Here is a 25,434-nt window from a genome sequence, read left to right as displayed (position 1 = left end):
GTCATCCGCACTGGCCAGTCGTCCACTCGTCCAGAAGTTGTTGCCCTTGCTCGGTGCTGGCCCCGACGTAGGCAGTGTTCTCGCCGTTACCGGTGTCGGTGATCGAGACCATGCCGACATCGGGCACATCGACGAGGAAGGGATTAGTTTCGTTGGACCTCGCGCCCGAGTCTTCACCCCACATGATCGTGGTGTTGGCCTCGTTGAGTCGTCCTTGCTTCGACGAGACGAAGTTGCTCCCGGTAAGGCGACCGTCCACCTTCTCCGCTTCCTGCTCCGGATCGAACCCGGTTGATTGGGCGGTCTCGATGAAGTCTTTGAACTCGTCGCAGGTCTCACCCACGTAGCCGACCTCTGCAATCTCGCCATCATGGAGCGTGAGAACGTTCTCGCCGTCGTCGATGGAGATGAATAGGGTCTCCTCAAGCGTCGCGGTAGTGTCGCCGACTCCCCCACCGCTGTCTCCTGCAGCGGCCTCGTCGCCCCCACCGCAGGCACTCAGGGCGAGCACCGCGCTCAGAGCCAGGGCCGCAGCGGAGGCGGCCCGCGTGGCGGTCCTGGTCGTCATGGTCGATTTCCTTTCGATCGGCCGGGTTCACCGGCGCTTGTTGCCATGGAGGATCGCGCCGAGCGTCGCGCCCTGGAGCGCAGCACCGATGACGGCTTGCCCCGCCTGCTGACGGCGAGCGAGTTGCTGCTCTTCGAGCATCCGCTCCTGAGTCTCCTCAAGCCGCTGCCGGTGCCTCTCGGTCTCGTAGAGGTTGATCGCCTGTCCGACGGTGTCGGCGCGGTGCTGCTGAACCGCGCCCAGACAGTAGGCAACCGCGTCGGAGTAGACGTAGGCCTCGGGGAACCCGGCCGCGAACCGAGTCGCGTAGATCCGGCCGGCCTTTTCGAGCTCAGCCTCGACTCCGGAGGTCGCTTCACGCATCCGCGCGCCCAACTCAAGATTGCTCTGCTTGCGCTGCGCGTTGCCTCTCGGGACCAGCACCTTGTTCCACACGATCGGGAAGCCGATGCCGACGGCCGGCCACAGTGGGAAGATCAGGTAGGACAAGATGCCGAGGTTGGACAACAAGCCGCTCAGCACGAGCAGCGAGACGACGATCGAGAGTGCGAACCCCTTCCACCCCCAGGGCTTGAGAGCTTGCTTCGGAGGAGGGAACTGCCCCTCGATCCGAGCCTTCTCGTCGTAGCTCTGCTCGATGTGGCGCACCAGACCAAGCAGCTCGGTCAGCCATGCGACCAGCGACGCGCGTTCTGCCGACCCGTGTGTCGTCATCGTCATCCCCCTGTGACTGCACACGCCGGCGCACCCATCTGCCAATGTGACTCATAGTCCGTGGACCTATAGTCATCGTACAGTTCTGCTAGATGGATGAGCAAAATTCCTGCGCATCGCCGTGCCTTCGGCGATCGCGTCCGCGAGCTGCGGAGCACCGGGGGCTACTCGCAGGAGACACTCGCGCACCTCATCGAGCTCGACCGCACCTATATCTCCGGCCTCGAGCGAGGCGTTCGGAACCCGACCTTGGACGTCATCGTCAAGGTCGCCCGTGGCCTCGGCGTGCACCCGACGGACCTGCTGTCGACGATCGAGGATGCGGGCGACTGACCGCCGACTTCAGCGCATCGCGGGGTCAGCCGTTGTCACTGCGATCGTGAACGCCGTCCGGGAACATCCGGTTGCCGATGTCGCGGAGGCGGGCCTCGCGCTTCCTGCTCCGATCGTCGCGGAGGACGTCGATGAGGAACTCGTCGATGGACGGATACCCCCGCTCGATGAGCAGCTCTCGTAAGGCTTGTGCCGCCTTGGTCGAGCGGTCGATGGCGAGGATGTCGTCAGCCGGAGGCGTGCGTTCGTTCATAGGTGTTCCTTTCGCGGTGCTGGACTTCGGGAATCGGCGACGGCTCACCAGCGGGCTTCGACGATCGACGCGCCCTCGGCGGCGAGCCGGCCACGGAGCTCGTCGAGGTCCGTAGCAGCGCCGTTGACCTCGAGTTCGACCGGCGTCAGGGCCGGATGCGACCTGCCTCTGCCACCGGGCAACCAGACGAGGTGCTGGGCCTTGTCCGTCAGCGGCTCCCACCGAGTGACGTGCGCGAGCAGATCGGTGCCGGGTATCGGCGACTCGATGTATTCGACGCCGTCCGGGAACGATTCCTCGCGCTGGAGCCAGGCCCACAGCTCGGGGTCGGCGCACAGGTGCGCGGTCGTGCCGCGCGGGTCGTCCTCGTCGACGATGAGGATGGCGAAACGTCTTGGGGCTGGTGTCTCCATGTGAAATCGGGTGCCCTGACGGCACCTGTCCTCTCGGATCGGGAGCAGGCGGTCATGGGCTGGAGACATGTGTGGGCCCGACCGCGACGCGTGATGCGCCCATCCGTGGTCGGGGTGGACCCGGCGGCGACATCCGACACCCGCGCCGAGCGGGAGAGCCTGAACCGCAAGCGCGGGCGGACGACCGCGCACTCAGGACTTGGACTCGTCTGGGATTCCCCGGGAGACACCCATATTGAGCCTATTGATGGCGGTCCGTCAGAGCAAATGCGGTCATCGACGAGCACGGCCTGACCCCACTGCTCAGCCTCATCGCGACAGACTCTCCAACCGCGCCTCCAAACGATCGACAACCGCCTGTCGGCGCGCGGCCTCCTCTGCGGCGAGCCTGGTGGCCGCTCTGGCGCTTGAGAGGGCAAAGCGGGTCTTCTCGATCAGAGCTTCGCGCGCGCTCACATCGCTGAGCAGCGACCCAAGCGGGATGTCAAGTGCCTCGGCGATAGCAACAGCCTCAACCAGTTTGACTCCGCGCGACCCGTTCTCGATTTTTGACACTGCGCTTGCATCAAGAGGATAGCCGAGCATTTCAGACGTCTTTTGCGCTAATGCAGCTTGACTCAGCCCGGCGAGGTGGCGTTCGTCGCACAACCTCTCGGCAAACAGTCCGGCGGACAGAGAAGACATAATCCCTCCTGAAATGAGCCAAGTCCCGTAGAGCGAAAGCCATCACCGATTGGCCACTTTTACCAAATGTGTTCCTTGAACTATTGCTCCAGATCATGGCTGACGTCTTCGAATGGCACGTCCATCCGTTCCACGGGGGTTCGACGGACCTCGTACTTGCATCGGTTGTGCCCAGCCGTCGTGTTGGTGTTGACGTGTCCGATCACCTGCGCCACTGCGAGAGATCGGCACCGGAGTCGAGCGGTCGACGAAACGGGCCGCGCAGGTTGTCCTCGTCGACGATGAGGATGGCGAAACGTCTTGGGTTGGTGTCTCCATGTGTAATCGGGTGCCGTCGCGGCATCTGTCCTCTCGGATCGGGAGCAGGCATACGCGGGCTGGGATCATCCGTGAGCTCGACCGCGACGCCGCAGCGCCCATCCAAGGCCGAGTACCCAGCGGCAACGCCCGGTCCGCCGATACGGGAGGGCTCGTAGCGCGAGCGCCAGAGGATGACCATGCGCTCGACCCGACTGCCCATCCGGACTCCCTGGGAGACACCCATGCCGAGCCTATGGGTTGATGCCGATCAGAGCAAATATGGTTATCGGGGAATAAGGCTTCGCGCAGCGTCGCGTTCAGAGTTAGGAAAACAGTCGGCCGCCCGGGCAGTTAAGCCCTCCGTGCGAGAATTCTGACTGGGTAGGAAGCTGACGATGCGCTGATTGGCCTACGCTGATCACGTGGACTATGACGAGATCGGCCACGTTGACGGCTTTCCGGTCCGCCTTCCCAGAGACGAATCGTACAGAACCTGATCGGTCTGCGGCCGCGACTGCGTTCCCGACCCAACTGCGGTCGACGACCTCGGAGTACGGATCGCCTGGGTCTGCACGGAGCATAGTGTTCAGTCGATCATCGATCCGTTCGAGCACCTTCGCTGAACTCATTTCCGCGTCCGATAGCCAGGGCGCGGATGAGACCGCGACGCGGTCAATCGGGTTGAAGCTGGCCTGGACGAACAAGAACCCCGCAGATCGGAATACGCGAGATCATTGCCAGTGAATGCCAGGTGAGATCAGTTGCGGTTCAATCCGTGTCTGCGGGTGTCGAGAGCGTTCTTGAAGTGGCTCTCGGCTTCGTCAATCTCTCGCGTCGGCGTCGCCGGATCGAACACGCGCAGGACCGAGAAACGGAAGCTCACGGGATTGAGGCCGCGCAGCTCGACGTTGCCGCCGTGGCCATTGGTCGCGTAAGCGCTCCAGCGCTGGCGTATGCTTTCCGCGCCGTCAGCCTTACCCACGTACTGACGACCGTCACGGGTGTCCGTAATGAGGTAGATGCCTACGACTGACGAGAGCGCTGTGCACCACGCGGCATAGCGGTGCTCGCGCATCACGGACTGCAGCCGGTCGTAGTCGAGGACGAGCCGATCGAAGCCGGGGAACGGCACCGGTTGCGCGTCGGCGATCTCCATGACTGGGTAGCCGGCAGCCGTCGGGCCGTTGAGACGCCAGGTGCGAGGCGATCGCCAGCCGATGACGAGCCGGCTCCGCAGGTCTGCCAAGTGCTCGGCGACGACGAGGTCGAAAGTGCGCAGTTCGCCGTCGTTGGAGACTTCGCCGCGGTTCTCGACCACGGACCAGAGGCGGGCCCGGTCGCCGCCCTCGCGGACGAACACCACCCAGAGCCTGGGCGGGTCCGCCGGGAATATCCTCGGCTTGGCCGACTGCCGTCTCGTGTACTCGAGGATCTCGTCGTCGGTCGAGTCGGCGTGGATGCCCGGAAGACCGCTGTCCTCGTGCTCGCGCACGAAGGCGTGGCGGATCGCCTGGGCATCGGCCTGGTCGATGCCCGCGCTGCGGAGGATCGCGCCAAGGGTCAGGGTCATGGGGCCCTGGTCTCCTCGGACTTGCCGAGCGCCTTCGTGGCATCTTTCACGATGTCCGGCAGTTGGGCGGAGTCCACGTCACCGGCGTGCTTGGCTGCATCACGGTGCGCGAACCGGGACAGAACGTTCTTGACGAGTACCGCATCGCCGACCTGCACCCGTGCGCTGAGCCTGACATCGTCGTCAGAGTTCGCGTAGAACGGGGCCAGCGCCTTGAGAGACAGAGCGACGTCCTCCGCCGTGTCCGCCTCACGGAAGTGGCGGCCGGACTCACGGAGCAAGAGCGCGCCGAAAGCACCGATCACGACGGCGACCGAGGCTCGCAGGATGCCGCCGCCGACCGAGATGTCGAAGTTGTTGGCGATGGCCTCACTGACGATGAAGTACCCGACGGCCCCGGCGAAGACGAACGCGGCCAGAGCGCCCGCCCGAATCCACTGGGCGGCACGTCGCTCGCGTTTCGCCCTCCCGTACCAATCTGCAGCGCTGAGGTCGCCTGCGGCGTGCTCGGCGAGGGCCTCGCCTGCTTTCGTGACAGCGGCGAGAGTACCGATGCTCTCCACCGCCTTGGCGTCGTGCTCTTCGTCGGTGCTTCTGCGTTCCTGATGCCAGGCCTCGAGCTTCTCCTCCCATGCCGCACGCATGTCAGCGTCGGCCGACTCGCTCAGCTGCTTGATGGCTTCCTGCTGAGTCTTGATCTCGCCTCGGAGCCGGTCGACCTCGGTCGAGACGGCGTCGAGCTCACCTTGCCGGTCCTGGAGGGACTTCTCGGTCTCCCTGACGCGCGCTTCAAGCTGGCCGAGGCGCTCGGTGCGGGCCTGGACCTCCTGGTCAAGCAGGTCGACATACGCGGCCTTCAGGTCCTTCGGAGGAGGCAGCGGCAATGCCCTCAGGGCCTGCTCGAGCAGCTGATAAGGCTGACCGCCGTGGCGACGGTTGGCGACGAACTGCTTGAACTGCGCAGTGTCAACCGGCAGCTGATTCAGAGCGTTGCTCAACTCATCCAATGCGCCCAGATACAGCGCAGGCTGGCGGGCGGCCTTCGTCTTCAGCGCTTCGTCGAGCCATTCGACGATATCGACACGGGCCTGTTCCGAGGCGGCATCGTCGAACCTAGCCGCGTTCAGCGATTCGCGCTTGAGCTGGAGGGTCTCCCAGACCGCGTGCTTGCTGTACCGCTCATAGCCCGTCGCCATCGACTGAATCCTCACTCTCCGCTCGTTGTGCGCCAGAACGCTTCAACTCGAGCTTCAGGCCGAGTACCCGCGCAACCTTCGCTATTGTCGCCGTCGTGACGTCGTTACCCGCTTCGATGCGAGCAACCGTGGGCCGGGACAAGCCCGAACTCTCAGCGAGCTCAGCCTGAGACCATCCGCGCCGTTTCCTGGCGTCACGGATGATTCCGCCGAAACCCGAGTTCACCGATACTGGCACCATCATCTCCACTCCTAACGGCAAGAAGACAGTCAGCTCATCGGCTTGACGCGTGACTCGATGAACTCGATCTCGTCATCGCCGAGCCCGTACTTCTCATAGAGCTGCTGATCAATCTCCGCGATCGATCTGCTCCAGTCAATGTCGGATGCTTGCGAAAAGTCCTGGAGCGGAACGTGCTTCCACACTTTCGCCGGATTATGCTGCGTGATCTTCAGGATGCCGAGCATGGCGCGAGCGAACTTCGTCTTCACGTACTTTAGGCATGCCTGAGCGTGGGCTTCGTCATCGAACGCCCCGATCGTAATGAAAGTCTGGGTGACGGCAACCTCCGGCTCAACGACAAGTGGGCTGGAGAGGACCTCACCGAAAGTGCCGGAACCGTTCGCCGCTGCGACAACCACCTTGAATGTGCTAAAGCTCGCAGGGCCAGCGATGTAGTCCTTACGAATCCAGCGCGAGAGTCGACGGTTCTTAACCAGACCCAGTACCCGTACGTACTCCAACCCATCCTGAGGCCGATCCGCGTCATAGAGGAATGAAAATTGCTCGAACGTGTTCGTGTTGACGAGCGCCGCGTTGCCATCCGGGCGGAGCACCCTAGCATCGGGGTGCTGCTCATACAGCACTTCGGTGTAGCGGAACGAGCGCGAGCTTGTGATCGTGGGAGCGATCGATGCATCGTGAGCGGCATTGACTTTGTGGAGGATCCCGTTGAGCTCCGGGAAACTGGTGAACGTGTCGATCGGCTCATCGTTACGCTCTTCGTCCCAGTAGGTGACTGCGATCCCACCCTTGATATCAGTACCCGGGAACAGGTCGTTGCTGTTGGGCACGTAGTGCGGGACGCTCAGGTGCCGGTCAGCGAGCATTTTTTCGTTCCACGCCTTCGGGGTAAACCCGGCGTTGAAGAGGAAGCGAGCCGGCGTGATGAGCACAGCCTTTCTTGCCACCTCGTATGCCGCGTCCATGAATTGGTGGTAGACGGGCGTGTCGCGAGTCCCGTCCCCTTGCGCCTCCTCTTGGTAGGGAGGATTACCGATCACGACATCGAACTTCTTACCCATGGTCAGTCGCCTTCCGTCAGCATGTCGTCGAGCATCTGAGCCCGCTGTGCGCTCGTCATCTTCGCGAGGCTGCCGACCGTGTAATGGCCGGATTCCTCGAGCAACCGCTTCCGCTCAGCCACCCCGCCGGAGACCGCCTCAAGGGTAATCTTGTGGAGGATCTCGTTATGGCTCATCTCGAACAATTGCGAGGTGAGGATGTGCTCGAGCCGCTCCTCCTGATCGGGGATCTGGTCGGCGAGGCCGGTGTCCAGGCGGCGCACGAGCTCCATCAGGAACAGCCCGGCGGTCGAGAACAAGTCGGCGAAAGTCTTCTCTGGATCCTCGAAGATTCCGGGGTTCTCGGTCTCGAGGATGTCGACCATCTGCTTGACGACCGGCTGCGGCGTGAAGACGAGCGAAGTCTTCTGCTGCGGGATGTACGCAAAGATGTTCTCCGTTTGCGCATCGTCGAAGTAGTCAGCGAGGGCTTCCTTCTTGTCGAGGAACTCCTGGACCGACTGGTCGAAAACCGACTCGTCGAAGAGCCCAGGGATCCTGGCGATAGTACCGTCCTCCTCCTCAACCTCCTGGCCGTCGCGTAGAAGGCAGAACTCCGCCTCGCTGATACCAGTGATCTCTTCGAACACGTCGTCGGGGGTGTATTCGTCGAAGTTCGACAAGCGAGTGTCCCGGTCACCGTAGGCCATGAGGAACATCGGGATAGTTCGAGCGAACCCGCGCAAGTGAGAACGTGCGTCATCCATAGTCTGGTCAGCGCGCTTCTGTTCCTTCTTCTTCTCCTCCCGCACGACGACCGTTTCGGTGATCGATTCGGTCGTCTCCGTAAGAATCTTGGCGACGCTCTCGTGGAAGGCCTTCTCCTGCTCGGCCTTCTTCGCGGCGATCGCCGCAGCGTCGTCCTCGGTGGCGGCCTCAGCCATCTCGTCAGAGAGATGCTTCGAGGCGATCTCGTGCTCAACACGCACTCGCTCGTACCTGCGCACGACCTCTGCTTCGGTGGCCCGCTCGTCGCGCTCGACTTGCTTCTTCGTCAGGCCGTACTCGGCCTGCAGTTTGTCCCGGGTATCGCGCGTCTTCTCGGTCGCGAGCTTCGCAAGCTTCTTTGCTACCTCTGCCGCAGGGGCCTGCGGGTCGGTAGTCGGGATGTCCTCGACGCTCCACACAGGAGCGCCCAGCTCGGCGACTTTCGGGTTGATGACGGTCTCGAGGTCGACCTCGGCATTGCCATCGCGGTCCACGCTCGGCATGGGCTCGGGAAGATCCAGCTCCTTCTTCTTGAGCTTGCCCTGCTCAGCTGTCGGGAGCTTGTCGAGGATCTTCTTGACGTGTTCGGAGTGGCGGAAGATCCCGGCGACGTTGGCGAACAGCAGGTTTGACAGGAACCCGCGGCGCACGACCTCGCGTGCCTTGAACACCTTCGGGAAGGTGAGAACCTGCGAGGCGTCGAGCTCGACCATCCGTCCCTCTGCATCCTCGCCGATCACGGGGAAGAAGTTCAGTAAGGTCCGGATGTTCTGCTGCCGCTGGACTGGGTCGCCCGAGGGGTTCGGGTGGAGATTGTTCGCGAACTCGTCGAAAATGGTAAGCGTACGCTCAGGCGCGAAATCGAAGATATAGGCGTTCTTCTTCTGAAAGACCTTGTCGCCGCGCTCGAAGGTACACGGGTTCTGCGCACGGAAGGCCGCCTGCATGTACATCGCCGGCGAGGTCACGTTCGAGAGCATGACAACTGCCGTCCACTCCGGGACCGTCACACCAGTGGTGAGCTGACCGACCGAGAGCGTGATTGTCTTGCCGCCAACCTTCTCGGCCTCGGCAATGGCGTCGCGGACCTTCGCCAGGGACGCCTTTGAGGCGACGAGGTCGCTGTCATCGTCCGCGCCACGCCCGTCGCCGGCAGCCAGGACGACCGTGTAGTCCTTGAACACCGGGTGCTTGTTCAACATGCGCTGCAGCGACTTCGCCGAGGCAACACGGTCCAGCAGCCAAAACGAGTGCCGGATCTCGTCGCGTAGCTCCGGGGTCGAGAAAGGGTACTTCTCGTTCACGGACAGCCGATCGAGGAACGCCTGCACGTCTGCCTCGTGCTCGAAGAACCCGTTGTCCTTCGTGCGGAAAAACTCGCCGAGATCGAAGGCGTAGTCGATGTTCGCCTCATCCTCGGCGATCGCCACCCCCTCGGCGAGACGGTCGCTGATCATCCGGGAGACCTGGTAGGTCAGCAGGTTGAGCGTGGGGAGTGCGTCGTAGGGGTTCTCCTGACTCGGGTCATTCCACTCGGTGCGCGCAGTCTGCTCGTCCTCGTACGTCCAGTTGAAGATTTGGTCCTGGTCGAATCTGCCCGAGGCGAGGGCCTTGAATGGCGTGCCCGACAGATGCAGTGTCCACTTTCGAGTGATCTGGTCGAAGGCGACATCGGTCTTCGTCGTGTCGACACCCTCGTGAGCCTCGTCAATGACAAGCAGATCCCAGTCGTACTTCGCGATGTGGCCGAGCTTCTCGTAGCCGCCTCCGAAGTACACCGATCCCTTGAGGTCCTGCAACGAGAGGAACTCGACGATGCGCGGATCCTCGTCGCTCGTGTGTGACACGTACGATGACCACTGCTGCCGGGTCATCGTCGGACGGCCGTTCAACGACGGGGACTCGGAAACGAATCGGTAAGTCGTCTGGTGGCCGACGAAGCGCAGGAAGTCGTCGAGCCACGAGTTCGCGATCGCCGGACGGTTGGTCACAATGAGCACCCGGCGCGCGTCGAGCTTGCTCATGAGGTCGTAGGTAGTAAGGGTCTTTCCGAAACGCGGCTTTGCGTTCCATAGCACCTCGGCCTTGCCATCACCGAACGCTTCTAGCGCCTGGCCGACGGCTGCCTTCTGCTCCGGGCGGAGCTCGTAGTCCTGCTCCACAACACCGGAACTGTCGATCTCGAAATTGCCTGAAGCGAAGTCGAGGAAGTACTCGCGCGAACTCTTTGGAACATCATCGAAGCGGTGCCACTCGGTCCGTTTGGGTCGGTCTTTGGTCGCCGGGACGCCGTCGCGCTGGATGCCCTGTTGCTTGAGGTAGGCGTGGAAGTCGTGATCGGTGAATCGCCCACCATCGGGCGTCATGTACGTAGCTTTGAAGACCCACTCGACCGTCTTGTTGATCGACAGCTGCGAAGCCTGCTGGGCGATGCGCGCCTGTGCGCCGCCGGCCTGTTCCGTGTAGCCGATCTTCTCCCAGCCGTCGTATTTGGGGAGGTCGGTGGTACTCCACGAGTAGATCTGCGGCGTGATCTCCCGGAATGTGCTGATCTTCGGGCTAGGCATCGGCGCTCGCTTTCTTATGGACGTGGTGGACCGGGCACGGCTCGAAGCGGTCGTAGACCGCGAAGTCGAAGGCATCGGTCTCCCGCAACGAATTGAACGTGAAGGGCTCCCGCTTGACCATCGATGGATCACCGATCTGCCGGATCCACCACGAGAACTCGATCTCCAGGCCATTCGGGGTCCGACCAGTGAGCGTGTCGCCGCGGACGATGTTCGTCTTAACGATGAAGACAGCAGCACGGTAGAGGTCAGTGCGAGGACTGCAACGCGTGCCGTGGGACTCGTGGAACGTCACGAACTCGTTGACGAGAGCGACCTGCGCGTCGCGGTGGTTGTCCTCGAGCAGTTCGATCGCGTAGATGGAAGCGAGAGCGAACAGGGACTCACGCAACCAGACTGACGAGTCGAATCGTTCCTCGATGGCGGCGAGCTTGCGTTGCAGGATCGCGACAAGAAAATTGCCGTCCCCGGCCGCCGGTTCCAGGAATGTCCTGTCGACGAAGCCCTCACCCCGCTCGAGATCGTCACTGACGAGATTGAGCATCTGGTCGACCATCGAGCGCGGCGTGAACACCTCTCCGTAGGTCTTGACACGGTGCCTTGACTTCACCGAGAGAGGTTCTGCATCAGAGTTGCTCATGGTGATCGTCCGTCGGTAGGAGGTCAGCCGAACTGGGGCTTGGCGACACGGCTGGGGTGCATCATCGTCGGTCATCGCGACGGAGTTGGAGTCACCGCTCAGGCCGGGCATGGCAGTGCGGGTCGACAGAGCTGTCGCGACTGCGACCGACGACTCGGCCATGCTCATCTGGTCCTCCCCAATCTCACACCATGTATCAGAGACTTTACATCGATCACTGCTTCAGAATCGCGCACTCTCGGCTCGTGTCCGAGGAGAACGGGCTCTCCTCGCACGTCAAGCGCAGAGGTGTCCACGCCTGATCTCGTAGTTGTGGCTCAGACCGCGCAGAGCGTGTGGATGAAGCCGATGGCCGACTCGACCCGAATGCGCAGCGCGCTCAACTGGGTGATCGTGAACCGACCGGCGTGCCCGTGGGTGCCGTCGTTGAACTCGCGGAAGAGCCCCAGGAGGTTGTTCATGTCTTCCTCGACGAGGTCCTCGATGGGGCTCTCGTCAATGCCCTTGCGCCGCAAGAGGAAGCCGATCTTGGCTCGCCGCGTCGGCAAACCCTTGTCGGTCCTAGCGCAGTCCGGGTCGTCTTCGGCCACGCGGGAGTCCGGCGCTGCGCCGTCGATCATCGCGATCAGCACCTCACGGGCACTGGTACAGAAGTGGCGTGCGGCGTCGGGGTTGCTGGGGCTGAGAGCGAACAGTGCCCCCGTCCATCGGTCGACGAGATCCTGTCCGAACGGGGCGAGCTCCTCCTGCATGCTCGGGCCACGGAGCTCGTCCTCCGTCGGGTCCTCTTCGGTCGCGCCGTCGCCGTCCATGGCGTTGAGCAAGTAGGCGCTGTTGGCGGCCTCCTCGCTGCCGCGGTCGAGGAGGTCCCTTCCGGCAGGGCTGACTGTCCGCCCGGCCAGGCTCTCCTCTGTCTCGGTGTAGGTGTGCGCGAGAGTTTCGACCGACGACCGGTAGGTGATGAAGGTCCGCGCCGCCGGCCGCGAGTTGAGTCGGCGGATCTCCTGGTCGAGACGACGGCGCTGGTTCCTGACGTGCGAGTTGTGCGCGCGAGCCCTGGCATTGTACGCGCGCACTTCGCGGTTGTAGTCGCCCACCGCCTTCTTGACGACCGCGTTGTGCCGACGGGCCTCGCGGTTGTACTTGTCGACCGCCTGCTTCTGCTGGCGCTGCATCTTGTTCACCGCGGCCTTGAACTGCGCGGGCGTCATCTTCCGGACCATGTTGACAGTATGTCGAGGGGCACTGACACGGCTAGCCGCTCCCCGGGGCGCACGGGGCGCACCCAGTCATACTGCCGGGTCGAACCCCGCGTGAAACCGCTGGTCGCGGAGACACACGAGGCGCACGCGAACCAACACGATTAACTACGGCATACCATCAATCTACTACGATCAGTTTGGAACCTGAGCACCACACCGAAAGACAATCAGAGGCCGCCTCTCTTGCGAGAAACGGCCTCTCACATGGTCTTTCGCCGAAGACGAAGCAAGCATACCCTCGAATACAAGAAGAGGCCCTGCGCGATGCAGGACCTCTTCAATCTGTGGAGGTAAGGGGACTCGAACCCCTAACCCTCTGCTTGCAAAGCAGATGCGCTACCAATTGCGCCATACCCCCGAAACGGGTTCACACCCTCACACCGAGTCGGTGTGTTCGGACCATTCGGCTTGGGCACTCTGGTTCTGGTGCCGCCACCCGAAGAACACTCCCAGTCCCACTAACGTGAGACCGCTGAGAATCCATCTTCTCATGATCCTCCTCGAAAGGAAATCCTGTTGTGACAGGACGTGGGCCTACCTGGACTTGAACCAGGGACCTCTTCGTTATCAGCGAAGCGCTCTAACCGCCTGAGCTATAGGCCCTCATCGGGTGAACCCGAAGTAAAACAATACCCATCGACCGCAGCTAAACACAAATCGACGCCCAGTGACCCCTCTCACACCCTCCCAGAACTACCTGACGGCGGCCCAGCAACCTTGCGCGAGGTTGCTGGGCCGCCGTCAGGTAGCAATTAGTCGTCGGTGAGGGTGAGACTGAATCCGCCGGCGATGAGGGAGCCGATGTTGTAGATGAAGGCCGCCAAGGTCGACAACGCCGTCATCAGCACGATGTTGATGACCGCGATGATGAAGCCGGCCGCGACGACTCGGCCGAAGCCGAAGATGCCGACGATCCGCTCGGCCGACTCTGCACCGGCGAGCTCGCTCATCGTCGATTCGAGGCCGCTCATCACACCGGTCGCCTGCAGCACGACCCACAGGACGATGAAGGCGACGATCGTGGCGATGCCGATCGCCACGGACATGAGGAACGACATCTTCATGACCGACCACGGGTCGACCGCGGAGACGGTCAGGCGGACGGTGCGGGGGCCCTTTTTCTTCTTGCCCTTCCCGCTGTCGACCATGTTCTTCACACCCATCTTCACGCTGCCGGAGCTCGCGCGGACGGTGTTCGCGGCATTTCCCATCACCGAGGTGGCGCTGCGGTTGCCGCCGCCCGATCCCTGGGAACCTGTTCCCTGTGAACCGGAAGTCGGTGCGCCGGATCCCTGGGGCCCGGTCTGAGCACCCGATCCCTGAGATCCGGTGTGTGCCGATGGCGTCGAGCCGGCCGAGGGCGCCCGGTTGGGCTTCGGCGAGGCCTTCGGAGCGGGAGGTGCGACGACGGTGGCGTTCTGGCTGTTCGGTCCCGAAGAGCCGCGACCGGAGCCGGATCCCTGTTTCGCGCCGGTTCCCGACCCGGCATTCGAACCTGAACCGCTTGCTGCAGCCGACTTGTCGTCCGACTTCGACGATCCGGCCGTCAGACGGGTCGAGCCGCTCGACGTGCGTATGATCTTGCCTGAGCCTGGCTGTTTGCTATCGCTCACTCTTCCACATCCTCGTTGCCGGTCTGAGGCTCTGCGACCTCACCTTCCGGGACTTCGGCATCGTCTTCGCTTTCGATCTCGTCTTCGACCTCGGCTTCGGGCCCACGGGTCACTGCGATAATACGATCTTTCTTGTCCGGTTTCGCGAACACCACACCCATGGTGTTGCGTCCCTTCGCCGGAACTTCATCGATGCTCGACCGAACGATCTTACCGCGCTCCATGACCACGAGGACCTCCTCACCGTCTTCGACGATGAGTCCGCCTACCAAGTCTCCGCGCTGTTCGGTGATCTTCGCAACCCGGATTCCGAGACCGCCGCGCCCCTGCAGACGGTACTCGTCGACCGGGGTGCGCTTGGCGAACCCGGCTTCCGTGACGACGAAGACGTAGGTGTCCGGCCGAACGACGTCCATCGTCAGCAGCTCGTCGTCGTCCTTGAACTTCATACCGGTGACGCCACCGGTGACTCGGCCCAGGGGACGGATCGACTCGTCATCGGCGGCGAAGCGGATCGACATGCCCTTGCGCGAGATCAGCAGCAGGTGATCCTCGGCACCGACGATGCGGGCGGAGACCAGCTCATCGGGCTGACCCTTGTATTCGCGCAGGTTGATGGCGATGACACCGCCGGTGCGGTTCGAGTCGTACTCGCTCAGGCGGGTCTTCTTCACCACACCGGAACGGGTGGCGAGGATGAGGAAGTCGGCTACCTCGTAGTCCCGGATCGACAGCACCTGTGCGATCGTCTCACCCGGCTGGAGGGCGAGCAGGTTCGCCACGTGCTGGCCCTTGGCGTCCCGTGAGCCCTCGGGCAGCTCATAGGCCTTCGCCCGGTACACGCGACCAGTGTTCGTGAAGAACAGCAGCCAGTTGTGGGTGGAGGTGACGAAGAACTGTTCGACGACGTCGTCGCCGCGCAGTGCTGCGCCCTTGATGCCCTTGCCGCCGCGGTGCTGGGCCCGGTAGAGGTGCGTCTGGGTCCGCTTCGCGTAACCGCCGCGGGTGATCGTGACGACGACCTCCTCCTCGGGGATGAGGTCCTCCATGGACACGTCTCCGTCGAATCCGGCGAGGATCTTCGTCCGGCGGTCGTCACCGTAGCGCTCGACGATCTCGTCGAGTTCCTCGGACACGATCTCGCGCTGACGAGACGGAGTGGCAAGGATGTGGTTGTACTCGGCGATCTGCTGCTCGATCTTCTCGGCCTCTTCCTGGATCTTCAGACGCTCCAGGGCTGCCAGTCGGCGCAGCTGCAGGTCGAGGATCGCGTTGGCCTGCAGTTCGTCGACCTCGAGCAGCTCCATCAGTCCGGTCCGCGCCTCGTCCGAGGACGGGGAGCGGCGGATCAGAGCGATGACCTCGTCGAGGGCGTCGAGGGCCTTGAGATAGCCGCGCAGGATATGAGCGCGTTCCTCGGCCTTGCGCAGACGGAACTGCGTGCGACGGACGATCACTTCGATCTGGTGCTTGACCCACAGACGCAGGAACGAGTCGATGCTCAGCGTACGCGGCACGCTGTCGACGAGGGCCAGCATGTTCGCGGAGAAGTTCTCCTGCAGCGACGTGTGCTTGTACAGGTTGTTGAGCACGACCTTGGCCACGGCATCGCGCTTGAGCACGATGACCAGGCGCTGACCGGTGCGGCCCGAGGACTCGTCGCGCAGATCGGCGATGCCGGCGACCTTGCCGTCCTTGACATACGAGGCGATCTTCGCGGCCAGGGTGTCCGGATTGACCATGTACGGCAGCTGGGTGACGACGAGGCAGGTGCGGCCCTGGATCTCTTCGACCTCGACGACGGCGCGCTGGGTGATCGATCCGCGACCGGTGCGATAGGTGTCCTCGATGCCCTTGCGGCCGAGGACCGTCGCGCCCATCGGGAAGTCGGGTCCCTTGACGATGCCGAGGAGGGCTTCGAGAGCCTCTTCCTTGCTCGCCTCCGGGTGGGACAGCAGCCACTGTGCGCCCTGGGCGACCTCACGCAGGTTGTGCGGAGGAATGTTCGTGGCCATACCCACGGCGATGCCGGCCGAGCCGTTGACCAGCAGGTTCGGGAACCTGGAGGGCAGAACCATGGGTTCCTGGTTGCGACCGTCGTAGTTGTCCTGGAAGTCGACGGTGCCTTCTTCGATGTCCCGGACCATCTCCATGGCCAGCGGCGCCATCTTGCACTCGGTATAACGCGGTGCGGCCGCTCCGTCGTCGCCCGGGGAGCCGAAGTTGCCCTGACCGGCCACGAGCGGGTAGCGCATCGTCCACGGCTGCACGAGGCGGACCATGGCGTCGTAGATCGCCGTGTCACCGTGCGGGTGGTACTGGCCCATCACGTCGCCGACGACGCGCGAGCACTTGGAGAAGTTGCGGTCGGGGCGGTACCCGCCGTCGAACATCGCGTAGAGCACACGACGATGGACGGGCTTGAGTCCGTCGCGGACGTCGGGCAGGGCACGGCCGACGATCACGCTCATCGCGTAATCGAGGTACGACCTCTGCATCTCGAGGTTGAGATCAACCTGTTCGATCCGGTTGTTTTCTGTTCCGATATCGTTCTCGTCGGCCAATGTGGGCTCTTCCCTTGTGTTCGAACCGTGTCCGGCTGGATCTCAGCCGTGTGCGGCGGCGATTGGTGCGTGCAAAGAATGGGTGCGATTCATCCGATCTCCCACCCCCACCGAGGCGGCTGCCCGGTGAGGACGGATGATCAGATATCGAGGAAGCGAACGTCCTTCGCGTTCTCCTGGATGAAGCGGCGACGCGAATCCACGTCATCGCCCATGAGGACGGTGAAGATCTCGTCGGCGACGATCGCATCGTCGAGCGACACCTGCTTGAGCAGCCGGTGATCGGGATCCATCGTCGTCTCCCACAGCTCCTCATAGTTCATCTCGCCCAGACCCTTGTAACGCTGGATCGCGAGATCCTTGGGCAGTCGCTTGCCGGCGGCCCGCCCGGTCTCGAGCAGTCCGTCGCGTTCCTTGTCGGTGTAGGCGAACTGGTGCGGGGCGTTCGACCACTTGATGCGATAGAGCGGCGGAGTGGCGAGGTAGACGTAGCCGTGTTCGATGAGCGGCTTCATGTACCGGAAGATCAGCGTCAGCAGCAGTGTCGTGATGTGCTGACCGTCGACATCGGCGTCGGCCATGAGGACGATCTTGTGATAGCGCAGCTTCTCGAGATCGAACTCCTCACCGATGCCGGTGCCGAAGGCCGTGATCATCGCCTGGACTTCGTTGTTGCCCAATGCGCGGTCGAGTCGAGCCTTTTCGACGTTGAGGATCTTTCCGCGCAGCGGCAGGATCGCCTGAGTGTTCGGATTGCGGCCCTGAGTCGCCGAGCCGCCGGCCGAGTCACCCTCGACGATGAAGACTTCGGAGATCGTCGGGTCCTTCGACTGGCAGTCCTTGAGCTTGCCGGGCATACCCGAGGACTCGAGCAGTCCCTTGCGGCGAGTGGCCTCACGCGCCTTGCGGGCGGCCAAGCGGGCCTGGGAGGCCTGCAGCGCCTTGCGCACGACGTCCTTGGCCTGAGCCGGGTTCGACTCGAACCAGTGTCCGAGTTCGTCGCGGACCACGCGCTGGACGAAGCCCTTGACCTCGGAGTTGCCGAGCTTCGTCTTCGTCTGCCCCTCGAACTGGGGATCGCCGAGCTTGACGGAGATGACGGCCGTGAGACCCTCGCGGATGTCGTCGCCGGTGAGGTTCGGGTCCTTGTCGCGCAACAGCTTCTGGTCTTTCGCATACGCATTGACCAGCGAGGTCAGAGCCGTCCGGAAGCCCTCTTCATGGGTGCCGCCCTCATGGGTGTTGATGACGTTGGCGTAGGTGTGGACCGACTCGTTGTACGACGTCGTCCACTGCATCGCGATCTCGAGTGCAAGGGTCTGTTCGCCCTCTTCGGCTTCGAAGACGATGACATCGGGGTGGACGAGATCGGCCTTCTTCGTCGAGTTGAGGTACTCGACATAGTCGAGCAGACCGTTCGCGTATTCGTAGGTGACGGTGCGCGGCTTCCACTCGGTCGCCTCGTCCTCGTCGATCTGGACATCGTCGTCATCGACTTCGTTGTGGCGCTCATCGGTGAGGCTGATCTTCAGACCCTTGTTGAGGAAGGCCATCTGCTGGAAGCGCGCACGGAGGTACTCGTAGGAGAAGTCCGTGGTCTCGAAGATCGAACCGTCCGGCCAGAAGGTCACGGTGGTGCCCGTCTCATCGGTGGCTTCGCCGCGCTGCAGCTCACCGGTGGGCACACCGCGGACGAAGTCCATCGTCCACACATAGCCATCGCGCCTGACCTCGACCTCGAGTCGTTCGGACAGTGCGTTGACGACGGTCGAACCCACACCGTGGAGACCGCCGGCCACGGCGTATCCGCCGCCGCCGAACTTACCGCCGGCGTGGAGGATCGTGAGGATCACCTCGACGGTAGGCTTGCCTTCAGTCGGGTGCATCGCCACCGGCATTCCACGGCCGTCATCGGCGACACGTACGCCTCCGTCGGCGAGGATGGTGACCTCGATATGATCGCAGTAGCCGGCCATCGCCTCATCGACTGAGTTGTCGACGATCTCCTGAACGAGGTGGTGGAGACCACGTTCCGAGGTCGAACCGATGTACATGCCGGGCCGTTTCCGGACTGCCTCGAGACCCTCGAGCACAGTGATGTCGCCGGCATCATAATGAGGCTGATCCTCGGTCGTCATATGACTCCTTGTTCGGATGGTCGCTATCAGCTCCCCATTCTACCGCGCCACACGCTGAAATGCCCGTAAGCGGCCTGTGAAGGCGTATTTCCCGAATTTTCGTGCCGCAGATGTACCCCCGGACAGGTGAGGGAGCGGCTATGGCCGTTTAAGGCCCTCTGTGTTCTTTTCAGAAATACAGGGAATCTTCCCGGAATTTCGCCGAGGCGGCTCCCGGTTTCACCCGAACGTGTCCCGAGGTCCGCGGCCGGACACCGATCGTCGACCGCGTTTGAAGCTGCGCCCCTGTGGCCCCTTGATCTCGATCTCGGTGATCGTCGCCGAGCCCAGCCCTTCCTCGAGTCTGCGCAGGATCGTCGGTTTGAGCACCCGCAGCTGGGTCGCCCAGGTCGTCGAGTCCGCGGCGATGACGAGCAGGGGAGGAGAGAAGTCGACGGGAGTCGCGTGCTGGGCCACCTGGGGTCCGACGAGGTCGGGCCACCGGCCGAGCACCTTGCCGATGTCGAGCGAGGACGACCAGCCGCGGTCCGTGATGAGCGACCCGAGCACGGATGACACGGTCTTCGGGTCTCGACCGTCTCGACCCGATCCGGAGTAGACGGCTTCGCCGCGCAGGCGGGAACGGCGACGGCTGCGGACGAACTTCGCTTCGGTGACCTCCATCCGCCTGACTCGGTCGAGTGCTTCGAGTGCGGCGACGGGAGTGGAGTAGTCCCGGTCGATGCCGCTCACGATGTGCCGCTCTGCAGGAGTCGGGACTGATCGATCCGGATTCCTTCGAGACCATCGGGCAGATCGGAGTCGACGGCCGCGGTGATGAAGACCTGTTCGGCCGAAGTCACTCTGGACGCCAGACGCTGACGCCGACCGGTGTCGAGTTCGGCGAAGACGTCATCGAGGACGAGGATCGGCTGTTCGGCGGCGCTTCCGGCATCGGCGGAGAGCAGGTCCCACCCTGCCAGCTGCATGGCCAACGCCAGCGACCAGGTCTCTCCATGAGAGGCATAGCCCTTCGCCGGATGTGTTCCGATCATCAGTGACAGATCATCGCGACCGGGTCCGTGCAGGGTCAGTCCGCGCTCGATCTCCGTCGTCCGGCGACGATCGAGGGCCGCCAGCAGCAGCTCCTTGCAGTCGGCAGCGGATGCGGCCTGCGAGTAGTCGATGCGCGAATCGTAGGCGATGTGAGCGCCTTGCCGTTCCAACCGGGCATCGGCTGCGATATAGGCGAAGTTCGCCTGCAGCGGTTCGACGATATCGGCGAGGATCCGCTGTCGCCCGAAGACGAGTTCGGCGGCGGAGTCCGCATAGGCCATATTCCAGATGTCGAGTGTCGCCTCGAGGCCGGGATCGCGGTCCTCGCGGAGCCGTTTGAGCAGAGCATTGCGCTGTTTGAGTGCCCGTTCGAAGTCCGTGATGATCGAGGCGAAGCGCGGATTGCGTGCCACGACGAGCGTGTCGATCCACGACCGTCGTTCGGCCGGTTCACCGCGCACCAGACTGAGGTCCTCGGGGGCGAAGACGACACAGGAGACGAGGCCGAGGATGTCCTTGAGCTTCACCGCATTGCGGTTGACCCGGGCCCGGTTGGCACCTTTGGCCTGAATGGTGACCTCGACGGTGGCATGCCGCTGATCCCGGTTGACCAGTGCGGACACCGTCGCAGCAGGTCGCCCCTCGTGGACGAGCGGAGCGTCGAAGGCCACCCGATGGGAGCGCTGATGAGCGAGGTACCCGATCGCCTCGACGATATTGGTCTTCCCGGTCCCGTTGTCGGCCACGAATGTGGTGACTCCCGGTGAGAACTCGAGGTCGAGCTCCGGATACGACCGATAGTCACGCAGGGAGAGTCGGGATATCCACATTCAGATGCGCGTGGGCATGAGCAGATAGCGATAGGACTCGTCGGCAGGACCGTCGAGTTCCTTCTGCCCGGAGATGATGACCGGCTTCATCGGCTGCGTGAAGGAGAAGTTCACGTACGGGCTCTCGACAGCGGCGAGACCTTCGGCGATGTAGTGCGGGTTGAAGCCGACGGTGATCTCATCGCCTTGGAGGGTGGCTTCGACGGCTTCGGAGGCCTGGGCATCGTCACCGGTGCCGGCGTGGAGGGTGAGCATGCCGTCGGTGACCTCGAAGCGCAGCGGGGTGTTGCGTTCTGCCACGAGTGAGACGCGGCGAACGGCTTCGCGCAGCACGGCGGTCTCGACGATGGCGTGGATCGGAACCGAATCCGGGAACAGCGACCGGACCTTCGGGTACTCGCCCTCGATGAGCAGCGACGTGGTGACTCGACCCGCCGAGGTGAAGGAGATGAGGTCCTTGCCGGCATCGGTGCTCAGACCGATGGTGACATCGCCGCCGAGTGATTTCGAGACATCGGAGAGCGTGCGTCCGCGCAGCAGGGCCACGGCCGAGACGTCGGGGCGCCCCGGATTCCAGGTGAATTCGCGAACGGCCAGACGGTAGCGGTCGGTGGCGAGCATAGTGACCTTCTCGCCCTCGATCTCGACACGCACGCTGGTGAGGATCGGCAGGGTGTCGTCCTTCGAGGTAGCGATCGTGACCTGTGAGACGGCGTTCTGGAACTCACCGGCCGAAACGGTGCCGGAGTCGTCGGGGATCTGCGGCAGCGCGGGGTATTCGGCCACGGGCATCGTCATGAGTGAGAAGCGCGAGGATCCGCAGGTCACGTCGACCTTCGCATCGATCTGTTCGAGGGTGACCTCTTGGTTCGGCAGAGCCTTGGAGATGTCGGCGAGCAGCCGTCCGGAGACGAGGACCGTTCCTGCGGAGGCGACATCGGCGACGATCTCGACGCGGGATGAGACTTCGTAGTCGAAGACGGCCAGACGCACTGTACCGCCGGCTTCGGCGGTGATGAGGATGCCGGTGAGGACCGGAGCGGAAGGACGGTTGGGCAGAGTCTTGGTCGCCCAGGCAACAGCGTCAGCGAGAACGTCGCGATTGACTTTGAACTTCAAGGGGGATGCTTCCGCGTTCACTTTACTCCTTCGGGGTGGCCACCCGACCTGCACTGGGCATCTGGCACGAGATTCCGGGTTGCGAGTCACAGGCTCGATACTGCTCGGAAAACTTTACACAGCCTATCCGATTTGTGCCCACCTCAGGAGTGCCGGCCGAAAAGGGATGCCAGGGGTGCTCAGTGAGTGAATCTCGCATTCGAGAATCAGCCGAGATCCTGTGTTCGAATATTCTGCAGGTCCATGACTCTCTCGACTTCGAGCTTGTGAGCTCGAAGCTCATCCACCGCAGCAGTCGGTGGCGGTCGCCCTCTTAAGAGTTGAATTCACTTGGTAGAAGTATCAGCACCTGTGGAGACTGTGGACAAGTGCCGCTTACCCCAGAGTAATCAAGGGTTCTGAGCCAGTATCAGCTTGTGGATGCCATGTGCACCGTGACCGAGGCGTCGGTGGGCGCTTGGGTAAACACAAGCATGTAGTTCACATCTTTCCACCCGTGGAACGGTTCTGTCCACTACTCTGTCCCCAGGCTGTGAGCAATTGTCCCCAGGGTTATCCACAGATGTGTATGACGTCTTCTATAGGCGGTGCTGTTGTTTAATGCGGTTTGTGAGTTCAGTGACCTGGGTGTAGACGGCCCGTCGTTCGGCCATCTGAGTTCGAATCTTCTTGTTCGCGTGCATCACGGTGGTGTGATCGCGTCCACCGAACGCCTGTCCGATCTTCGGCAGGGAGAGGTCGGTGAGCTCACGGCACAGATACATGGCGATCTGTCTGGCCGTCGTCAGAGTCCTGGACCGGGAGGTTCCGCACAGGTCATCGAGGGTGAGGCTGAAGTAGGCAGCGGTCTGGCCCATGATGTCCGCGGCCGTGACCGCAGGGGTGTCATCGGGGGTGATGAAGTCCTTGAGGACGGTCTCGGCCAAGGAGACGTCGATCTGCTGATCGTTGAGGTTGGCGAATGCCGTGACCCGGATGAGGGCGCCTTCGAGTTCGCGGATGTTCGAGGACACACGGGAGGCGATGTATTCGAGGACATCGTCGGGAACATCGAGCTGTTCGGCCGCGGCCTTGCGGCGCAGAATCGCGAACCGAGTCTCCATATCCGGCGGCTGCACGTCCGTGAGCAGACCCCATTCGAATCGGGAGCGCAGCCGCTCTTCGAAGCCCTTGAGCATCTTCGGCGGCTGATCGGAGGTGATGACGACCTGTTTGGCCTCATTGTGCAGAGCGTTGAACGTATGGAAGAACTCTTCGACGGTCGCATCCTTGCCCTGCAGGAACTGGATGTCGTCGATCATGAGGATGTCGACCTCACGGTAGCGGCGCTGGAAGGCCGGTCGCAGAGCATTCGAGGTCTTCGATGAGCCGATCGTATTGATGAAGTCGTTGACGAACTCTTCGCTGGAGACGTACTTCACTCGGATCTCCGGGAACAGCTGTGTCGCGTAGTAGCCGATCGCATGGAGCAGGTGGGTCTTGCCCAATCCCGAGTCCCCATAGATGAACAGAGGATTGTAGGCCTTGGCCGGTGCCTCGGCGACTGCGAAGGCCGCTGCATGGGCGAACCTGTTGGAAGCGCCGATGACGAAGGTGTCGAAGGTGTATTTCGGATTGAGCTGAGCGACGCCGGGAGCATCGACGGGCGGGCCCATCGGGGCGGCGGTCGCCTCGGCGATCTTCATCTCACGGTCGGTCATCCCGGAATCGTCGGGAGCCTGCGGCTGCGAGGCGGGCGTCTGCGTTGCCGGCGGTGCCGATGCCTGCGCCTGCGACATCTGGGTGTCCGAGGTCCGAGCGGCCGGTTGGCCCTGGTTCGGCTGGCCCTGAATCGGCTGGGCGGAATCGGGGATCGAATGGTCGGCGGGGACCGGCCGGACCGGTTCGGCCGCCTCGGTGGGGATGGGTTCCGGCGATTCCGTCGCCGAGGTGGAGGTGGCCGGATCGATGGGAACCTGAGTTCCCGGTGTCGGCTCTCCGATGAGTTCTTCGAAGCGGATCGGCACGTCGAGTTCGGGATCGACGACGAAGCCGAATGTCACTTCGAACCCGAGGACCTTGGAGAACTCCCTGGTCAGGGGGCCGAGCAGTCGAGTCTCGATGGTGCGGCGGGTGTGTTCTTCGCGCACGGCGAGAAGGATGAGGGCATTGTCGACGAGGGCCTTCGGCACGGCGAGGGAGAGGAATCCCTTCTGGTGCGACGAGAGGTCAGGGTCCTTTTCCAGGTTTGAGACCACCGTGTGCCAGCGGCTGATGAGCTCATTCTTGGAATTCGACACCGTCACATTTCCTCAGCTTTCAAAAAAATTCGTTCTGGCGTGATCCACACCTGTGCATGACTTCCACATAGTTTTCCACAGAATGTGGATCAGTGCCGACTCAGCCCAGTGAATCTCCACACTCGTGGATAAGCTTGTGGAAAACTACATGGTTGTGACTTGTGGACGAGGGTTGGTGACGGAAACGCGAACGGCGATGAATTTCGGGCGAGCGTGACGTGAAACATGCGGATCCCGTTTGACCGGTCCGATTCCGCCTCGCTAAGATGGAGTGTCCTGTGTACCGGGCTTCATCCGATTATCCTGATTATCTTTTGGCTCTTATGCACAGGAGTGCTCGGCGGTCGAGACTCGCACCGCCGTTTTTTGTGAGAACGCACCGGCGTTCACCCGCAACCTAGAAATCGGAGACTGAAGTGAGCAAGCGTACATTCCAGCCCAATAACCGTAAGCGCGCCAAGAAGCACGGCTTCCGTCTGCGTATGCGCACCCGCGCGGGCCGCTCGATCCTGGCTGCACGTCGTCGCAAGGGACGTTCCGACATTTCGGCCTGAGCATGCTTGACGCGGCACATCGGATCCGCATCGGCGAAGACTTCAGACGAATCTTCAGGGCCGGGGTCCGGGTGCGCACAGAGCATCTCATGGCGCACAGCCTGAGAGACACTGATGATACCCACGCTGCACGCGTGGGTTTCATCGTATCCAAGGCCGTGGGGAATGCCGTGGTGCGCAACCGCACCAAACGCCGCCTGCGCGAGATCATGCGTGCGCGACTCGGTGAGCTGAAAGCAGGAGATCTGTTCGTCATCCGGGCACTGCCGCATGCCGGCCAGGCCGACTTCAGCGTTCTGTCCGCCGAGGTCGACGAGCTGCTGGTCAAGGCAGAGAAGAAGCTGGAACGTCGTGGACGCCGAGCATGATCTGAAGCATGTCTCCGAGGTGCCCCGCCGGCCGGCAGGTTTCTGGCCGACATTCGGCTGGATCGTCCTGATCGGACCGAGGATGCCGTTCGTCTGGTTCATCCGCGTCTATCGGATCGTGATCTCACCTCTCTACGGCCAAGTGTGTCGCTACTATCCCAGCTGCTCCATGTACGGTCTCGAGGCTTTCGAGATACACGGAGTTCTCAAGGGCGTGGTGTTAACTGGGTGGCGCATACTGCGCTGCAATCCGTGGTCGTACGGAGGTGTCGACCATGTGCCGGGCTCGGCGCGGGAGGCCAGGTCGAAGACCATCCACCGCGGTCAGGCACACAGTTAGAACATATTGAACTTGCAGTCCGCGCACGAGCGTGAAGATGCG

General features: G+C 62.7%; 24 protein-coding genes and 2 tRNA genes. 4 read left to right on the top strand and 22 right to left on the bottom strand.

The genetic code is table 11. The annotated features are described in order from the left end of the window. Position 1: 1 nt before the first annotated feature. A complete protein-coding gene (locus tag AC3CD9_RS15805) occupies positions 2-568 on the bottom strand; it encodes a hypothetical protein (protein WP_488364896.1) in 567 nt (188 codons plus the stop codon). A gap of 27 nt (positions 569-595) precedes the next feature. Next, on the bottom strand, positions 596-1,282 hold the full coding sequence (locus AC3CD9_RS15800; protein ID WP_488364895.1) for a hypothetical protein: 687 nt from the start codon (positions 1,280-1,282) through the stop codon (positions 596-598). A gap of 96 nt (positions 1,283-1,378) precedes the next feature. Between AC3CD9_RS15800 and AC3CD9_RS15795 the strand changes: the two genes are divergently transcribed. Then, positions 1,379-1,615 (top strand): helix-turn-helix domain-containing protein, encoded by a 237-nt coding sequence (locus AC3CD9_RS15795; protein WP_488364894.1) that lies wholly within the window; start codon positions 1,379-1,381, stop codon positions 1,613-1,615. 25 nt (positions 1,616-1,640) lie between these two features. Here AC3CD9_RS15795 and AC3CD9_RS15790 read toward each other — a convergent pair whose 3' ends face one another. From AC3CD9_RS15790 to dnaA, 20 genes are all read right to left on the bottom strand, one after another. Next, the gene (locus AC3CD9_RS15790; protein WP_488364892.1) at positions 1,641-1,868 is read right to left on the bottom strand and encodes a hypothetical protein; all 228 of its coding nucleotides are present in this window, start codon (positions 1,866-1,868) and stop codon (positions 1,641-1,643) included. A gap of 44 nt (positions 1,869-1,912) precedes the next feature. Beyond that, complete coding sequence (locus AC3CD9_RS15785; protein ID WP_488364891.1) at positions 1,913-2,281, bottom strand: hypothetical protein; 369 nt, start codon at positions 2,279-2,281, stop codon at positions 1,913-1,915. A gap of 309 nt (positions 2,282-2,590) precedes the next feature. Beyond that, the gene (locus AC3CD9_RS15780; protein ID WP_488364890.1) at positions 2,591-2,965 is read right to left on the bottom strand and encodes a helix-turn-helix domain-containing protein; all 375 of its coding nucleotides are present in this window, start codon (positions 2,963-2,965) and stop codon (positions 2,591-2,593) included. A gap of 202 nt (positions 2,966-3,167) precedes the next feature. Beyond that, a complete protein-coding gene (locus tag AC3CD9_RS15775) occupies positions 3,168-3,509 on the bottom strand; it encodes a hypothetical protein (RefSeq protein WP_488364888.1) in 342 nt (113 codons plus the stop codon). 513 nt (positions 3,510-4,022) lie between these two features. Then, positions 4,023-4,835 (bottom strand): GIY-YIG nuclease family protein, encoded by an 813-nt coding sequence (locus AC3CD9_RS15770; RefSeq protein WP_488364887.1) that lies wholly within the window; start codon positions 4,833-4,835, stop codon positions 4,023-4,025. Then, positions 4,832-6,031, bottom strand: coding sequence for a DUF6161 domain-containing protein (locus AC3CD9_RS15765; RefSeq protein ID WP_488364886.1), 1,200 nt, complete (start codon positions 6,029-6,031; stop codon positions 4,832-4,834). Before AC3CD9_RS15765 ends, AC3CD9_RS15770 begins: the two co-directional genes overlap by 4 nt. Next, positions 6,015-6,272 (bottom strand): helix-turn-helix transcriptional regulator, encoded by a 258-nt coding sequence (locus AC3CD9_RS15760; protein WP_488367566.1) that lies wholly within the window; start codon positions 6,270-6,272, stop codon positions 6,015-6,017. The genes AC3CD9_RS15765 and AC3CD9_RS15760 overlap by 17 nt, the downstream gene beginning before the upstream one ends. A gap of 29 nt (positions 6,273-6,301) precedes the next feature. Then, positions 6,302-7,336 carry an Eco57I restriction-modification methylase domain-containing protein gene (locus tag AC3CD9_RS15755; protein WP_488364884.1) on the bottom strand — a complete coding sequence of 345 codons (1,035 nt, stop codon included), beginning with the start codon at positions 7,334-7,336 and terminating at the stop codon, positions 6,302-6,304. A gap of 2 nt (positions 7,337-7,338) precedes the next feature. Next, on the bottom strand, positions 7,339-10,725 hold the full coding sequence (locus AC3CD9_RS15750) for a DEAD/DEAH box helicase (RefSeq protein ID WP_488364883.1): 3,387 nt from the start codon (positions 10,723-10,725) through the stop codon (positions 7,339-7,341). Beyond that, the gene (locus AC3CD9_RS15745; protein ID WP_488364882.1) at positions 10,643-11,290 is read right to left on the bottom strand and encodes a DNA methyltransferase family protein; all 648 of its coding nucleotides are present in this window, start codon (positions 11,288-11,290) and stop codon (positions 10,643-10,645) included. The genes AC3CD9_RS15750 and AC3CD9_RS15745 overlap by 83 nt, the downstream gene beginning before the upstream one ends. 317 nt (positions 11,291-11,607) lie before the next feature. Continuing rightward, positions 11,608-12,513: a pPIWI-associating nuclease domain-containing protein gene (locus AC3CD9_RS15740; protein ID WP_488364881.1), complete on the bottom strand. Its 906-nt coding sequence runs from the start codon at positions 12,511-12,513 to the stop codon at positions 11,608-11,610. 324 nt (positions 12,514-12,837) lie between these two features. Beyond that, positions 12,838-12,910 (bottom strand) — tRNA-Ala (locus tag AC3CD9_RS15735). 171 nt (positions 12,911-13,081) lie between these two features. Next, positions 13,082-13,155 (bottom strand) — tRNA-Ile (locus tag AC3CD9_RS15730). A 149-nt stretch (positions 13,156-13,304) separates the two neighbouring features. Further along, a complete protein-coding gene (locus AC3CD9_RS15725; RefSeq protein WP_488364880.1) occupies positions 13,305-14,165 on the bottom strand; it encodes a DUF3566 domain-containing protein in 861 nt (286 codons plus the stop codon). Beyond that, positions 14,162-16,729, bottom strand: coding sequence for a DNA gyrase subunit A (gene gyrA / locus AC3CD9_RS15720; protein WP_488364878.1), 2,568 nt, complete (start codon positions 16,727-16,729; stop codon positions 14,162-14,164). Before gyrA ends, AC3CD9_RS15725 begins: the two co-directional genes overlap by 4 nt. Before the next feature lie 140 nt (positions 16,730-16,869). Then, complete coding sequence (gene gyrB, locus AC3CD9_RS15715) at positions 16,870-18,867, bottom strand: DNA topoisomerase (ATP-hydrolyzing) subunit B (RefSeq protein WP_488364877.1); 1,998 nt, start codon at positions 18,865-18,867, stop codon at positions 16,870-16,872. A gap of 219 nt (positions 18,868-19,086) precedes the next feature. Then, positions 19,087-19,599, bottom strand: coding sequence for a DciA family protein (locus tag AC3CD9_RS15710; RefSeq protein WP_488364876.1), 513 nt, complete (start codon positions 19,597-19,599; stop codon positions 19,087-19,089). Further along, complete coding sequence (recF, locus tag AC3CD9_RS15705; protein ID WP_488364875.1) at positions 19,596-20,732, bottom strand: DNA replication/repair protein RecF; 1,137 nt, start codon at positions 20,730-20,732, stop codon at positions 19,596-19,598. The genes AC3CD9_RS15710 and recF overlap by 4 nt, the downstream gene beginning before the upstream one ends. Next, a complete protein-coding gene (gene dnaN, locus AC3CD9_RS15700) occupies positions 20,733-21,872 on the bottom strand; it encodes a DNA polymerase III subunit beta (protein WP_172173149.1) in 1,140 nt (379 codons plus the stop codon). It abuts the gene before it with no gap. Positions 21,873-22,429: 557 nt separating this feature from the next. After that, a complete protein-coding gene (gene dnaA, locus AC3CD9_RS15695; protein ID WP_488364873.1) occupies positions 22,430-24,130 on the bottom strand; it encodes a chromosomal replication initiator protein DnaA in 1,701 nt (566 codons plus the stop codon). Between the two features lie 416 nt (positions 24,131-24,546). Between dnaA and rpmH the strand changes: the two genes are divergently transcribed. The 3 genes from rpmH to yidD are packed head-to-tail and all read left to right on the top strand — an operon-like array spanning position 24,547 to position 25,392. Continuing rightward, a complete protein-coding gene (gene rpmH, locus AC3CD9_RS15690) occupies positions 24,547-24,684 on the top strand; it encodes a 50S ribosomal protein L34 (RefSeq protein WP_039211706.1) in 138 nt (45 codons plus the stop codon). Between the two features lie 2 nt (positions 24,685-24,686). Next, positions 24,687-25,052, top strand: coding sequence for a ribonuclease P protein component (gene rnpA, locus AC3CD9_RS15685; RefSeq protein WP_488364872.1), 366 nt, complete (start codon positions 24,687-24,689; stop codon positions 25,050-25,052). Continuing rightward, positions 25,036-25,392: a membrane protein insertion efficiency factor YidD gene (gene yidD, locus AC3CD9_RS15680; RefSeq protein WP_488364871.1), complete on the top strand. Its 357-nt coding sequence runs from the start codon at positions 25,036-25,038 to the stop codon at positions 25,390-25,392. The genes rnpA and yidD overlap by 17 nt, the downstream gene beginning before the upstream one ends. The last annotated feature ends 42 nt before the right edge of the window (positions 25,393-25,434 follow it).

This window comes from Brevibacterium sp. MGP-B1 (assembly GCF_057766545.1).
This window is presented reverse-complemented; position numbering and strand designations above follow the sequence as displayed.

What these genes read in the sequence shown, in the direction of transcription:
- AC3CD9_RS15805 (WP_488364896.1), bottom strand. Translation starts at nt 568, where the DNA reads ATGACGACCAGGACCGCCACGCGGGCCGCCTCCGCTGCGGCCCTGGCT.
- AC3CD9_RS15800 (WP_488364895.1), bottom strand. Translation starts at nt 1,282, where the DNA reads ATGACGACACACGGGTCGGCAGAACGCGCGTCGCTGGTCGCATGGCTG.
- AC3CD9_RS15795 (WP_488364894.1), top strand. Translation starts at nt 1,379, where the DNA reads ATGAGCAAAATTCCTGCGCATCGCCGTGCCTTCGGCGATCGCGTCCGC.
- AC3CD9_RS15790 (WP_488364892.1), bottom strand. Translation starts at nt 1,868, where the DNA reads ATGAACGAACGCACGCCTCCGGCTGACGACATCCTCGCCATCGACCGC.
- AC3CD9_RS15785 (WP_488364891.1), bottom strand. Translation starts at nt 2,281, where the DNA reads ATGGAGACACCAGCCCCAAGACGTTTCGCCATCCTCATCGTCGACGAG.
- AC3CD9_RS15780 (WP_488364890.1), bottom strand. Translation starts at nt 2,965, where the DNA reads ATGTCTTCTCTGTCCGCCGGACTGTTTGCCGAGAGGTTGTGCGACGAA.
- AC3CD9_RS15775 (WP_488364888.1), bottom strand. Translation starts at nt 3,509, where the DNA reads ATGGGTGTCTCCCAGGGAGTCCGGATGGGCAGTCGGGTCGAGCGCATG.
- AC3CD9_RS15770 (WP_488364887.1), bottom strand. Translation starts at nt 4,835, where the DNA reads ATGACCCTGACCCTTGGCGCGATCCTCCGCAGCGCGGGCATCGACCAG.
- AC3CD9_RS15765 (WP_488364886.1), bottom strand. Translation starts at nt 6,031, where the DNA reads ATGGCGACGGGCTATGAGCGGTACAGCAAGCACGCGGTCTGGGAGACC.
- AC3CD9_RS15760 (WP_488367566.1), bottom strand. Translation starts at nt 6,272, where the DNA reads ATGGTGCCAGTATCGGTGAACTCGGGTTTCGGCGGAATCATCCGTGAC.
- AC3CD9_RS15755 (WP_488364884.1), bottom strand. Translation starts at nt 7,336, where the DNA reads ATGGGTAAGAAGTTCGATGTCGTGATCGGTAATCCTCCCTACCAAGAG.
- AC3CD9_RS15750 (WP_488364883.1), bottom strand. Translation starts at nt 10,725, where the DNA reads ATGCCTTCGACTTCGCGGTCTACGACCGCTTCGAGCCGTGCCCGGTCC.
- AC3CD9_RS15745 (WP_488364882.1), bottom strand. Translation starts at nt 11,290, where the DNA reads ATGAGCAACTCTGATGCAGAACCTCTCTCGGTGAAGTCAAGGCACCGT.
- AC3CD9_RS15740 (WP_488364881.1), bottom strand. Translation starts at nt 12,513, where the DNA reads ATGGTCCGGAAGATGACGCCCGCGCAGTTCAAGGCCGCGGTGAACAAG.
- gyrB (WP_488364877.1), bottom strand. Translation starts at nt 18,867, where the DNA reads ATGACGACCGAGGATCAGCCTCATTATGATGCCGGCGACATCACTGTG.
- recF (WP_488364875.1), bottom strand. Translation starts at nt 20,732, where the DNA reads ATGTGGATATCCCGACTCTCCCTGCGTGACTATCGGTCGTATCCGGAG.
- rnpA (WP_488364872.1), top strand. Translation starts at nt 24,687, where the DNA reads ATGCTTGACGCGGCACATCGGATCCGCATCGGCGAAGACTTCAGACGA.